At 37.7% G+C, this 13922-nt stretch carries 9 protein-coding genes and 1 pseudogene; all 10 read left to right on the top strand.

The features are described from left to right. Positions 1-278 precede the first annotated feature (278 nt). The gene (locus AC1DUW_RS01110) at positions 279-2633 is read left to right on the top strand and encodes an ABC transporter permease (RefSeq protein ID WP_053348941.1); all 2355 of its coding nucleotides are present in this window, start codon (positions 279-281) and stop codon (positions 2631-2633) included. Positions 2634-2801: 168 nt separating this feature from the next. Beyond that, positions 2802-3569, top strand: a complete 768-nt coding sequence (locus tag AC1DUW_RS01105; RefSeq protein WP_057216575.1) for an ABC transporter ATP-binding protein — start codon at positions 2802-2804, stop codon at positions 3567-3569. A 122-nt stretch (positions 3570-3691) separates the two neighbouring features. Further along, positions 3692-3808: pseudogene (locus AC1DUW_RS01100) on the top strand (IS6 family transposase); the annotation flags it as partial. A gap of 200 nt (positions 3809-4008) precedes the next feature. Further along, the gene (locus AC1DUW_RS01095) at positions 4009-4740 is read left to right on the top strand and encodes a GntR family transcriptional regulator (RefSeq protein WP_053348939.1); all 732 of its coding nucleotides are present in this window, start codon (positions 4009-4011) and stop codon (positions 4738-4740) included. Then, a complete protein-coding gene (gene gntK, locus AC1DUW_RS01090) occupies positions 4733-6277 on the top strand; it encodes a gluconokinase (RefSeq protein ID WP_053348938.1) in 1545 nt (514 codons plus the stop codon). Before AC1DUW_RS01095 ends, gntK begins: the two co-directional genes overlap by 8 nt. 18 nt (positions 6278-6295) lie before the next feature. After that, positions 6296-7642 (top strand): GntP family permease, encoded by a 1347-nt coding sequence (locus AC1DUW_RS01085; protein ID WP_053348937.1) that lies wholly within the window; start codon positions 6296-6298, stop codon positions 7640-7642. A gap of 78 nt (positions 7643-7720) precedes the next feature. Then, positions 7721-9124 carry a decarboxylating NADP(+)-dependent phosphogluconate dehydrogenase gene (gene gnd / locus AC1DUW_RS01080; RefSeq protein ID WP_477641829.1) on the top strand — a complete coding sequence of 468 codons (1404 nt, stop codon included), beginning with the start codon at positions 7721-7723 and terminating at the stop codon, positions 9122-9124. A 1071-nt stretch (positions 9125-10195) separates the two neighbouring features. After that, a complete protein-coding gene (locus AC1DUW_RS01075; RefSeq protein ID WP_477641828.1) occupies positions 10196-12055 on the top strand; it encodes a GAF domain-containing sensor histidine kinase in 1860 nt (619 codons plus the stop codon). Next, positions 12030-12671 carry a response regulator gene (locus AC1DUW_RS01070; RefSeq protein WP_477641827.1) on the top strand — a complete coding sequence of 214 codons (642 nt, stop codon included), beginning with the start codon at positions 12030-12032 and terminating at the stop codon, positions 12669-12671. The genes AC1DUW_RS01075 and AC1DUW_RS01070 overlap by 26 nt, the downstream gene beginning before the upstream one ends. A gap of 272 nt (positions 12672-12943) precedes the next feature. Then, on the top strand, positions 12944-13922 hold a 979-nt coding region (locus AC1DUW_RS01065), incomplete at its 3' end, for a S8 family serine peptidase (RefSeq protein WP_477641826.1).

Here is a 13922-nt window from a genome sequence, read left to right as displayed (position 1 = left end):
CATTTTGTATGATTACTTTGTACTCTCAATAATCATTCAGGTCAAGTCTACTAAGAAATCAGCATGTATAGTTTTTCAAAGGTTATTGATTAAGATTTTCAACATCCATGCTTAGTGCTTGTTCTGGAAATGAAAAAGTTATAGAAATTAAAAAAGATTCATTAAGAGCATTATTAATTCAAAAGTATATGGAAAATATCACCTTGAAGAAATGAGCAAGATTGATAGAGACAAGGATAAAATAGAAAAAAATTATCTATGTAGAAGGAGGAAAAATATTGTTTTTAAAGATGGTAAAGAATGATTTTGTCAGGCAGAAAATTGTAACAATTTCAGTATTTGTATTTATCGCTATGGCAGTTCTTTTGGGAGCCAGTGCAATAAATAACATTGCCAATCTGATTCAGTCGATGTCGGACCTGCAGGAACGTGCAGTACCAGCTGACATTACGCAGATGCATTCCGGAGAATTTGATCAGGCAGAAATCGATAAATTTACAGAAGAACAGCGTGAGAATATAGCGATGCAGGAGACGATGGATCTTCTGACTTTGGATGGAAGTAATATTCATTTCGGCAATAATCAAACGATGGCTGGAACTGTACAGGATATTTCATTTGTTGTACAGAATAAAAAATTCGATTTTATAATGGATCTGGATAATAAAAAGCTGGATGTAACGAAAGGGGAAGTGGCGGTTCCCATCTATTTCATGCAACAATATGACTTAAAAATAGGTGATACGATAACGGTGAAAAGCGGAGAGTATGAGAATGAGTTTGTCATTTCAGATTATGCAAGAGATTATGAGATGAACTCTTCCCTTACTTCTTCGAAACGGTTTGTTATTAATCAGGCAGACTATAATGAAATGCTTTTAAAGCAGGCCGGGGAACTGGAATATCTGATTGAATTCAAACTGCATGAAAACGGGGATTCTCAAGGACTTCAGACTGCATATATCGAAGGAGGTCTTCCAGCAAACGGTCCTACAGTCGGAGGAAAGATATTTCTGATGTTTAATGCCATGTCAGATGCGGCAGTTGCAATGGTCATTATACTTATTAGTGTTCTGCTGATTATTATAGCTTCGCTCTGTATCAGACTTACGCTTCTGGCAACCATTGATGAAGATTTAAGAGAAATCGGTGTGATGAAAGCAATAGGAATATCAAAAAAAGATATAAAGAAGGTATATCTTAACAAATACAGAGTCATGTCAGTAGTAGCCGGTATAATAGGCTATCTGCTTTCCTTTGCCGTGGTAAATCTGTTTAACGGTAATATGAGACTTTACATATCTTCGGATTTATCAGGAAACTTAAAATATGTACTATCTCTTATAGCTCCATTATTGGTATATTTCATGATTGTGATGTATTGCAAGAAAGTACTGAAAAGAATCGATAAGATTTCTGCGGTAGTAGCCTTACGGAAAGATTCTATGGAGCGTGGAAAGAACCAAAAATACAGTTTTCCACTGCTTAAGAACAAATTCTTCAGCACCAATATTTATATGGGACTTAGGGATGTATGGAAACGATTCAAATTATACAGGCTACTGTTCTTTATTTTTATCGTATGTACGTTTATTGTAATACTTCCTATAAATATTTATAACACCATGAATTCACCGGAATTTTCTACATACATGGGAATAGGAAAGTCCGATATGAGAATCGATCTTCGAAGGACCGATAGTATTACAGAAGATTTTAAAAAGCTGCAGGAAGAGCTGAAAAATGATTTGGATATTGAAAAGTATGCTTCCTACATCACAAGTTCCTACCAGGTCAAAAATGCGGAAGATTCCTGGGACTATATGAATATTGAAACCGGAGATTTTTCCATATTTCCATTAAATTATCTGGAAGGAAGAGCACCGGAGGGTGAAGGAGAAATATCACTTTCCTTTGCCAATGCGTCAAAAGACGGTTTAAACAAGAACGTAGGAGATGAAGTAGCAGTAAACGTTGGCGGGGAAGAAAAGAATTTGAAAGTAACTGGTATTTATCAAGATATTACAAATGGCGGGAAAACAGCAAAGGCGCATACCAGTCTTGGAGTAAATGATGAGGCCGTTCTTTGGTATATTGTGTACATGGATGTGGCTCAAGGCGTTGATATTCGTGAGAAAATGGACTACTACCAGAATGCCTATGATTCTGCGCAGGTCAATGATATCAAAGAATATACACGGCAGACTCTTGGAAATATCATTGATCAGATGAGCACAGTTGTGATAGGCGCATTCGCCATTGCAGTAATCATAGCTGTATTGATCACGGCACTATTCCTTCGGATGCTATTATCAAAGGATATGTCTCAGATTGCAATCATGCGAAGTATGGGATTAACTTCTAAAAATATTAAACATCAATATATGGCAGGAACTATGATGGTACTAATATTGGGAATCATAGTTGGAGTGCTGGCTTCTAATTATTTAGGGGAGTTACTTGTAAGTATGGCAATGTCCACTATGGGAGCTGCAAAAATTGAATTTGTTCATGTTGTATGGCAGACTTGGCTGTTATGTCCGTTAGTGCTGATTGTAGTAGTCGGCTTTACGATATTTGTGTCCTGTAAGGTAGCCGTAAAAGATGATTTATCTGTCGTTTTAAGAAGTTAGAAGTACTGAAAAAAGGTTCGGGCAGGAAGTGTATCTGCTAAGGCAGAAGAAGTCTCCTGTGTGAAGACCCCTATGCAGATAAGAATGCAGATTCCTGAAAAAAAGCATTCCGGGGCGCCTCTGTGGAAATAGAATTTGATTTTAATATTTGGCATTGGAGGAATATAGATGAGCAATATATTAGAAGCAATAAGTATGAACAAAAAAGTAGAATTAGGAAAAGATAATGAGCTTCATATCTTAAAGGATGTAAACCTGGATATAGAAGAAGGTGAATTCGTATCGGTCATGGGGCCATCCGGAAGCGGGAAATCAACACTTCTGTATAATGTAAGCGGTATGGATAGAATTACTTCCGGCAGTGTGAAATTTAAAGACTGTGAAATTGGCACACTAAAAGAAGAAGAACTGGCGAAGATTCGACTGAATCACATGGGATTTATCTTTCAGGATATTAATCTATTAAAAAATCTGTCATTGATTGACAATGTTATGTTTCCTGCTCTTGTATCAAAAGATGCGGATAAAAATGCGGTGTATCAAAAAGCAAAAAAACTGATGGAAATGACAGGAATTGAAAAGCTTGCAGATAATACGATCACTCAAGGCTCTGGAGGCCAGCTGCAGAGAGTCGCCATCTGCAGAGCATTGATAAATGATCCGGATATCATTTTTGGAGACGAACCGACCGGAGCATTAGATTCCAAATCGTCAGCAGACATAATGTCTATTCTGGCAGAGATTAATAATGAAGGGACAACCATCATGCTCGTGACGCATGATGCAAAGGTGGCAGCAAAAACCGAAAGAATATTGTTTATGGTAGATGGAAATCTTGTTGCACAGAAGAAAATGAGTAAATACGATAACCAGCATGACGATATTAAGAAAAGAGAAGAAAGCATTATGAAATGGTTAGTAGAAAATGGATTCTAATTTTTCATTGGCATTCGCATAAAGTTCATATGGAAACTTTATTTGGTAAGTTCGAAAGGAAAAATGAAGAATGTTTGTAAGGAAAGACACGCTAACAATTTGTTAACACAATCAAGCGGAATATTTTGAGTGGTATCGAACCTATGCATATGGTTAAAAAAAATCAACCTCAACAACAGGCAAAGTCTGCCCAAAATGAGGTTGAATTCATTCATAAGTTGTTCGGAGTAGCTGCTTAATCCCAAAGTTAACAGGATATTACCATTCTATGTTTCTAATTCATTATTTTTGCACCAGAACCTTTAAAAACACCCAACAAAGTTTGACTTATCTTAACGAGAATCTAGTTAAATTCAATAAAAGAGCGCTTGCATTATTCATTATTTTGATTATAATACTTGTATACAAGTGTACTTGAACTCTATTAGAAGGTGAATTTATGGTCGAATCAAAGGAATTTCTTTATCCTGTAAAATGGCTTTCAAAAGCTTCAGCTGGTGATCGTGTAACATCCGAGCTTAGAATGCGTATTATTTCGGGGATGATTGAAAGCGGTGCCATCCTATCTGAAAATAAATTAGCTGCTGATTTCGGTGTAAGCCGCTCACCCATTCGTGAAGCGTTAAAAATACTAGCCTCTGAAAATATCATCCGATTAGAAAGAATGGGTGCGGTTGTCATTGGTTTAACAGAAAAAGAATATGCAGAAATTTATGATGTACGTTTACTCATCGAGACGTTTGTATTTGAACGGCTAGTAAGGATGGACACGAATGAATTAGTAATGGAACTTAGTAAAATACTAGAAATGATGAAGATTTCCATAAAATACCGAGATGCTGATGAGTTTTCCAATCAGGATGTCCTATTCCACGAAACAATTATTCGGTCGATCAATCATTCCTATATCCTGATGATCTGGGATAATTTAAAACCTGTGATGGAAAGTTTGATTCTTCTATCCATGCGCAGTCGTTTTAAAGAAAAGTATGAAGACTTTACACGGATCATAAATAATCATCAACTTTATATTGATGCGATTAGAACAAAAGATCGAGACCTCATGATTAAGTCGTTACATGAAAACTTTGATGATGTTCAAGAGAAAGTTGAAGACTTATGGATGGCCCAACAGATGCTTTCAAAAGGAGTCGAACAAGAAAATGACTAGCTATATGTTAGGTGTAGACATCGGTACAACAAGTACAAAAGCTGTATTATTTACGAAAAAAGGCGATGTCATTCAGCAAGAGAATATTGGTTATCCTCTTTACACACCGGATATGACAACAGCGGAACAAGACCCTGAAGAGATTTTCCAGGCCGTTTTGAAAGCCTTTTCAAATATTACGAAACAGCATTCAGATAAAAAGATATCATTTATTTCATTTAGCAGTGCGATGCATAGTGTTATAGCTATGGATGAAAATGACCAGCCGCTAACCCCTTGTATCACTTGGGCAGATAATCGCAGTGAAGCTTGGGCTCATAAAATAAAAGATGAATTAGATGGGCATGAAGTTTACAAACGAACCGGAACACCGATTCACCCGATGTCACCATTATCCAAAATCGCCTGGATTGTGAATGAGTGCCCAGAGATCGCAACCAATGTTAAAAAGTATATCGGGATTAAAGAATACATCTTTAAAAAGTTTTTTGATCAATATGTTGTCGATTATTCCCTTGCTTCATCCATGGGCATGATGAATCTCAAAAACTTGGATTGGGATGAGGAATCCCTAAGAATTGCTGGAATAACGCGTGATCAATTATCTGAACTCGTACCAACAACAAAGATCTTTAACAACTGTGACCCGGATTTAGCCAAACAGATCGGGATTGATTCACAAACCTCTTTTGTTATTGGGGCAAGTGATGGTGTCCTTTCAAATCTAGGTGTAAACGCTATCCGGAAAGGTGAAATCGCTGTCACGATTGGGACAAGCGGTGCGATTCGAACGATTATTGACGAGCCGAAAACAGATGAAAAAGGAAGAATCTTTTGCTATGCCTTAACGGAAAAGCATTGGGTGATTGGAGGGCCGGTAAATAATGGCGGGATGGTCCTTCGCTGGATTCGCGATGAATTTGCTTCTTCCGAGGTAGAAACAGCTAAAAGACTTGGAATCGACGCTTATGAAGTCTTAACCAAGATTGCCGAACGTGTAAGACCAGGCGCTGATGGATTGTTATTCCATCCATATCTTGCAGGTGAACGTGCACCATTATGGAATCCAGACGTACGGGGTTCATTTTTCGGATTAACACTCTCGCATAAGAAAGAACATATGATTCGAGCGGCTCTAGAAGGAGTCATTTACAATTTATATACAGTATTTTTAGCTTTAACCGAATGTATGGACGGTCCCGTGACCCGAATTCAAGCTACGGGAGGCTTCGCAAGGTCGTCTGTTTGGCGGCAAATGATGTCCGATATCTTCGAATCAGAAGTCGTGGTTCCAGAAAGCTACGAAAGTTCGTGCCTGGGTGCTTGTATATTAGGATTATATGCCACCGGGGAAATTGATTCCTTCGAAGTAGTTTCTGAAATGATAGGCAATACCCACAAGCACACACCGAAAGATGATTCTGTAAAAGAATATAGGCAACTACTGCCGATTTTTATTAACCTATCAAGGGTATTGGAAAACGAATATACACAGATTGCGAATTATCAAAGAAACTTAATAAATGCTACAAAGTAAAGACATGGAGGAATTACAATGCCATTAGTTATTGTCGCTTTAGGAATTGTCGCTTTATTAATTTTAATAATGGGCTTAAAATTAAACACCTTTATTTCCTTAATCATTGTATCGTTTGGAGTAGCTTTAGCACTTGGGATGCCACTTGAGGGAATTGTCAAAACCATTGAAGCTGGATTAGGCGGAACACTTGGTCACTTAGCGTTAATCTTTGGACTTGGAGCGATGTTGGGTAAGTTAATCGCAGATTCAGGCGGGGCGCAACGCATTGCCATGACCCTTGTTAAAAAATTCGGTGAAAAGAATATTCAATGGGCAGTCGTAGCAGCATCATTTATTATCGGTGTCGCATTATTTTTTGAAGTGGGATTAGTATTATTAATTCCAATCGTATTTGCGATTTCAAGAGAATTAAAAGTTTCGATATTGTATCTTGGTATTCCAATGGTTGCAGCATTATCCGTAACACACGGTTTCTTACCGCCGCACCCAGGACCAACCGTTATCGCTGGTGAATATGGTGCAGACATTGGTCAGGTTTTACTTTACGGCTTCATTATTGCGGTTCCAACCGTTATTTTAGCTGGACCAGTATTCACGAAGATAGCTAAAAAGCTCGTACCTGCATCATTTACGAAAACAGGCAGCATTGCCTCTTTAGGAGAACAAAAATCATTTAAACTTGAAGACACACCTGGATTTGGGATCAGTGTATTTACCGCTTTACTGCCCGTTATTTTAATGTCAATTGCTACAATTATTACTTTGATGCAAAAAACAATGGGCTTTGAAGACAATGGTTTACTAGCAGCTGTCCGTTTTATTGGCGAAGCCGGTACTTCCATGTTGCTTTCCTTATTATTTGCGGTTTATTCAATGGGATTAGCAAGAAAGATTCCAATGAAAGATATTATGGAATCGTGTACCTCAGCAATCTTACATATCGGAATGATGCTCTTAATCATAGGGGGCGGCGGAGCCTTCAAGCAAGTATTGATCGACGGCGGTGTAGGTGACTATGTAGCTGAATTATTCAAAGGAACATCATTATCACCAATTCTGCTTGCCTGGATCATCGCGGCAATCCTACGTATTTCCTTAGGATCTGCTACCGTTGCTGCCTTAACGACAGCTGGTTTAGTAATTCCGATGTTAGGTCAGACGGACGTTAACCTTGCTCTAGTAGTACTTGCTACAGGAGCGGGAAGTTTAATCGCTTCACACGTTAACGATGCTGGTTTCTGGATGTTTAAAGAGTATTTTGGTTTAAGCATGAAAGAAACATTTGCAACGTGGACCTTGCTTGAGACGATTATTTCAGTAGCTGGATTAGGATTTATTCTATTACTAAGCTTATTTGTATAGGCCTTCCCCGGCAGTAAATCCCCCACTTATGGTAGGGATTTACTGCCTATTATTTTTACATAAAAGGAGCATAAATAAATGTTTAATACAATTGGTGTCATTGGTTTAGGGGTAATGGGCAGTAATATAGCTTTAAATATGGCTAGTAAAGGGGAACAAGTAGCTGTCTATAACTACACAAGAGATTTAACGGATCAGCTTGTTGCTAAATTGGACAGTCAGTTGCTCCATCCGTATTACGAAATCCAGGACTTTGTTCAGTCACTAGAAACTCCAAGAAAGATTTTTCTAATGGTGACGGCGGGTAAGCCGATCGACTCGGTGATCAATTCATTACTTTCTCATCTTGAATCAGGCGATATTATCATGGACGGCGGTAACTCCCATTACGAAGATACTGAACGCAGATATGATGAATTGAAATCTAAAGGAATCAGTTATTTAGGAATTGGTATTTCTGGTGGAGAAGTCGGGGCGTTAAAAGGGCCTTCAATCATGCCAGGTGGAGATAAAGAAGCCTATGAAAAAGTAGCTCCGATTCTGACAAAAATCGCAGCCCAAGTAAATGATGACCCTTGCTGTACCTATATCGGTCCAAAAGGAGCAGGTCATTTTGTAAAAATGGTACATAACGGAATTGAGTATGCAGATATGCAATTAATCGCCGAAGCCTATACGTTTTTAAGAGAAAAGTTGCATTTAGAAGTTAATGAAATTGCTGAAATCTTTGAAACATGGAATCAAGGCGAACTGAAAAGTTATTTAATCGAAATCACAGCCGAAATTTTAAGGAAAAAAGATGAAGTAACGGGTTTACCCTTGATCGATGTGATTCTTGATAAGGCAGGACAAAAAGGCACGGGTAAATGGACCAGCATGCAAGCTATTAATAACGGAATACCAGCATCGATTATTACAGAGTCTTTGTTTGCACGTTACATTTCCGCTCTAAAAGAGGAACGGGTTAACGCAGAAAATATTCTAACAGGCCCTGAGAACGTTCAGCAAAAATTAGATGAAAATGAGTGGATTGACTATATTAGACAAGCATTATATATGGGAAAAGTTTGTGCGTACGCGCAAGGTTTTACTCAATATAAAATGACTTCTGAACTTTACGGTTGGGATTTGCCTTTAAAGGATATTGCACTGATTTTCCGCGGAGGTTGTATCATTCGTGCAGAATTTTTAAACGTCATTAGCGAAGCCTATCAAGAGCAGCCGAATCTGGCTAATTTATTAATCTCACCATATTTTGCTGAAAAGGTTACAGATTACCAGGTAGGATTGCGAAAGGTTGTCTGTGAAGGAATAAATTCTGGTATATCGTTTCCATGTTTAAGTGCTTCACTTACTTATTACGATAGTTATAGAACAGGCATCTCAAATGCAAACCTTTTGCAAGCACAACGTGATTATTTTGGTGCACATACCTATGAACGACGTGATTTAGCAGGAGTCTTTCATACAAACTGGCAGTGATAGAAAGTGACAAAAGAAACAGTCATTTTTCAATAACCGTTCATGAATTTGAGATGAAGAAATTTGATAAACTCTTAAAAAATCAGTAAAAAAGTATAATGATTTCTTAATTAATTTAAGCAGAAATATACATAGCCAATTCAATGACTTTGTATATTTCTGCTTTTCTTTACAACATAAAAACCTAATTTACTTATGATACGGTTCACCGAGCTTAATATTATACTTATCAATAAAACACAATCCAATCTTTTATCAACAATCTGGCCCTTAACATAAAGGGGTTCTGCCGACAAAACGCGGATAATATACGTTAAGACAATTTAAAAGCCTGTTTTTTTATCGGCTATAAATGACTTTACTTCCTTCAAATCAAGACCAGTAACTTCTCCATTCCCTATAACATGATCAAACCCACAAGCTGAAACATTCAACCCAAGTAATAAAACAAGACACCCATTAAGAACCCTTTGAAAGTTCTTTTATTAATCTCCTCTTAGTTTTATTATAATAATATTGCACCTTTCACAGTTTTGCTGGGAGATTCAAATTCATAGATTGCTATCAAGGTAGTTATGGCTAAACTTCTTGGGCAATTCATTGAAATGGGACTGATACATATGCCTCTTCAATTCGGTTTCGTATTTCTAGATTGGTATAGAGAAACGCCTAAGATAAACCTGATACCATCGCAACTCGGTTAAAGATAATTTTAGCTTTTGTTTTTATAAGACGTTGTAAAACCTGGGAAAATGCTTTGATATACTTTGAGATTGCATCTAAAAGAATCCTCCGTCGAATAAAGAGATTTAAACTTTGGGTCATGGGGATGAAGTTTAGTTTACTTACACTTTTTGTACTATATAGTCTACAACAAAAGACCATGACATTTACAACATTTGATGAGCAGGCAAATAAAGAATCTAATAGTATACTAGTATTGTGTCTTCCCATTTAGGGTAATGGCACAGCCGGTGATTGGCTAGTGGGTATTTTGCCATTTTGCCAGTGCCGGTTTTTTGTTAGATAATGAAAGATAATGATTCTTGAAAATAAAGGAAGGTGCCGTTTTTGAAAAAGATAGATTCTATCACTAGGAGGGAACAAATAGCGAGTTTTTATCTTTATTCTATTTCTTTTCTTGGTATGATTGCTGTTATCAATTCCATATTTAAAAGTGAAATGCCTTCTGAATTCATAATCGTTTTGTTGTTAGCTGTGTTTATGGGGATTATTGAGTATTTTCCTATCCGTATTGGAAGAGGAGGTATTACACTCAGTCTTACGCTTATTTATCCAATGAATTGGGAGTTTGGTATACATATAACGGTTGTTGCTTGTGTATGTGTGATGGTATTTACACATACCCTTCGCCGTTTACCAATACAAAGAACACTATTTAATTGCACCCAATTTGCTTTTAGTATCACTTTGGCAGAATGGTTTTCCAACGAATGTATTTCTTTTTTTATTACGGAGATGAACCTGCCAGTTTTATATGAAGAGTTAATAAGCTTGCTTTTATTTACCGTATTTTTTTGCCTTTTCAACACCCTTTTATATGATCTTTTAATGGTGATTCTGCCTCAGCAATATCCACTAGAACAGTGGTACAAGAAAAATATATTTTTATTTTTGAGCGCAAGTTTTTGTTTATGTTACGCCTCCCTTATGTATATCTTAGAACATCGATATCGAGGGGAGTTGGATGGAATTACCGTTCTGTTCTTCTTTTTCCCACTTGTAGCAATCTGCGCCATCAGCTCCTTCATGAGGCAAATACGGATTGAAAAAGAACGATTATATTCCCTTTTTACCATTACGACGGAGTTAAGTCACGGGCTGTCTGCCGGAAACTTAGATCAAATGAAACAATCACTTAAAGGATTCTTGGGAATACAAGCGTATGCTTTATGGGCAAAAGATGAGGGGGATTGGCAGCTTCTATTAAAGGATGGAAAAGTACATTCCAATATTTCAAGTTCTTCAGATATCCATCCGAATTTTGAAGAAATATCTGAAACCTTTGTTGTTACTGATTGGAAAACAGGTATGGCCCCGGGAGATGAAGTATTTGAAGATGTCATACGTTCCCTTGTCTACCTACCTCTTATAGTAAATCATGAATTGGTAGGGATGTTTGTTGCAGGTAAAAGCAGGAGGGCGAGTTTTATTACCGAAGATATACAGTCCTTATCTACGTTTGCCAATCAATTGGGCAGCTTGCTGAAAACACGGTCCCTCGTCGCCGAACAAGAAAAACGAATGATTCTAGAAGAAAGAAATCGGCTTGCCCGGGAAATTCACGATGGAATTGCACAAGTATTAGCCGGGGTCATATTTCAGCTGGAATCAGCTCTGAGGCAGTCCGCAGATCAATCAGGAAACATGGAGAAAATGGTAGACAAAAGTATAAAAAAATTACGGAAGAGTTTAGGTGAAGTTCGCTATTCTATCTATGCTTTAAAGCCATATCCTACCCAAAGGCTAGGGTTAAAACAAGCGATTGCAAATAAAATTCAATCGATAAAACAAGAAAATAATCTAGCGATTAAATATCATGAAAGGGGCCGTTCTCGAACACTCAGTTTTACAAAAGAACGGGCCATCTTCGATACTTTACAGGAAAGCTTGCAGAATATTGTAAAACATGCAAAAGCGGACGAAGTTGACATTCTTCTAAGCTATCAACGTGAACATGTGCTTTTAAAAGTGAAGGACAACGGGGTTGGCTTTTCCCTTTTTGAATCCATGATTAAAACAAAGCATGAGCCCCATTATGGCATTTTACATATGAATGAACAAGCTGAACAGCTGGGTGCTACCCTTCAGATTGATAGTTCCACAGGAAAAGGTACAGAAATTACATTGTTCATTCCAGATTCTGAAACAAGGGAGGAGTATCATGATTCAAATATTATTAGTAGATGATCATACGGTCTTGCGTGATGGAATTCGGAGTATATTGGATCTCGAATCAGATATCCGAGTCGTGGGAGAAGCCGTGTCCGGGGATGAGGTGTTGAAGAAAGTAGAGGAGTATCGACCTGATTGTATTTTGATGGACATCAATCTCCCTGGAAAGAATGGCATTGAGGTTACGTCCCTCGTGAAAAGTCAGTATCCGAATTGCCGCGTTCTTGTATTGACGATGTTTGAAGATAATGAATACTTAATGGAAGCACTTCGGGCTGGTGCAGATGGCTATTTATTGAAGGATTCGTCATCCGAACAAGTGGTAGCAGCGATTCGAATGGTGTCACAAGGGGATTCGGTTATTCATCCTCGCATGACCAAAAAGCTGATAACGTATCATCACCAGCAAACGAAATCAGAGCTAAACGAAAATATTCTGACTAAGCGTGAAAAAGAAATACTGTTTGAGTTGGCCAATGGTCTTAGTAACAAAGAAATCGCTGAAGCCTTATTTATCAGTGATAAGACCGTCAAAATTCACATCAATAAGATTTTCAAAAAGCTGAATGTGAAAAGCCGTTCACAGGCAGTCATTTACGCCGTTCGAAATCAACTTGTTCCATTTTCATAAATCATAATCACTTAAAAGGTTAAAAGAACTGTTCAGTACCCTTATTATTTTTCTTTAATAACAGATCTGGAATAGTTCTTTAGTTATATATCGATCTAGAACCAATAGATGAAAAATTACTTCTTATGATTAATTTTCAGAAAAGTAGAAATATGGGATGATATATTGAATCTTAGTTTACTAGATTTATGAATTCATCTTTAAATGAATTGTTTATGAAGAACAAATGTTTAGAGAGAAAATAGCAATTATATAGGATAAGGGGATGCGGTATGAAGAGGAAAAAAATCAGTAAGATTCTTACAGGAACGCTAGCTGTTGGCATGTTATTATCTCAAGGCGCTCCGTATAATGTATTGGCGAAAAGCCCGTTTGAGCTGAATCCAGTGGAAAATGCGGAAGAGATCTTAGCGAGCCTGTCTGCAGAACAAAGAAAGGCGTTAGAGCAATTGGATGCGAATCCAAACTTTACGATTTCTCCGGATATTAATGCGAATAGTCCGGAACTAGTCAAAGTCATTGTGGAATTTGAACAGGCGCCAGCCAAAATAGAAGTGATGAAACAAGCGGCGAAAGGAAAGAAACTATCTTCTGCTGATGCGAATGAGAAAGTGAAAAAAGCTCATAAAGATTTTAAACAGCATGTGCAATCATTGAAATCACAGAAAAACGTGACTAATTACAAAGTGGAAGATGTAAAGATCACAAGAGAGTATAAAAACGCCATCAACGGTGTAGCGATGACACTGCCTGGTGTGGCAGTTAAGGATTTGCTGCAATCTGGAGTAGTTAAACGTATTTTTAAAGATTACGAGGTAAAAGTGGAACCGCCGGTAAAAACGAAAGAAGCCATTGAGCCGAAAATGGCAGACAGTATTCCGCAAATTGGCGTGGACAAGCTGCATGCCGAGAACATTACCGGTAAGGGAATAAAAGTCGGTGTTCTTGATACAGGTATTGACTACAATCATCCTGACTTAAAAGAAGCTTATAAAGGCGGATATGATTTTATAGATAATGATGCCGATCCAATGGAAACGACCTACGAGGATTGGATAAATGCTGGCAAGCCGGAAGAACCAGGCTATGTGTATTACACAAACCACGGGTCACATGTCGCAGGGACGATTGCAGCCCAAAAGAAAAACAATGTGGATTATGCTGTGAAAGGGGTAGCACCTGAAGTAGATTTATATGCGTATAGAGTATTGGGACCTTGGGGAGGGGGAAATACACAAGGAATCCTTGCTG

The organism is Peribacillus sp. P4_C12 (assembly GCF_056402095.1).
The sequence above is the reverse complement of the archived record's forward strand: the minus strand, read 5'-3'. Positions and strand labels throughout refer to the sequence as shown.

What these genes read in the sequence shown, in the direction of transcription:
- AC1DUW_RS01085 (WP_053348937.1), top strand. Translation starts at nt 6,296, where the DNA reads ATGCCATTAGTTATTGTCGCTTTAGGAATTGTCGCTTTATTAATTTTA.
- AC1DUW_RS01095 (WP_053348939.1), top strand. Translation starts at nt 4,009, where the DNA reads ATGGTCGAATCAAAGGAATTTCTTTATCCTGTAAAATGGCTTTCAAAA.
- gntK (WP_053348938.1), top strand. Translation starts at nt 4,733, where the DNA reads ATGACTAGCTATATGTTAGGTGTAGACATCGGTACAACAAGTACAAAA.
- AC1DUW_RS01070 (WP_477641827.1), top strand. Translation starts at nt 12,030, where the DNA reads ATGATTCAAATATTATTAGTAGATGATCATACGGTCTTGCGTGATGGA.
- AC1DUW_RS01105 (WP_057216575.1), top strand. Translation starts at nt 2,802, where the DNA reads ATGAGCAATATATTAGAAGCAATAAGTATGAACAAAAAAGTAGAATTA.
- gnd (WP_477641829.1), top strand. Translation starts at nt 7,721, where the DNA reads ATGTTTAATACAATTGGTGTCATTGGTTTAGGGGTAATGGGCAGTAAT.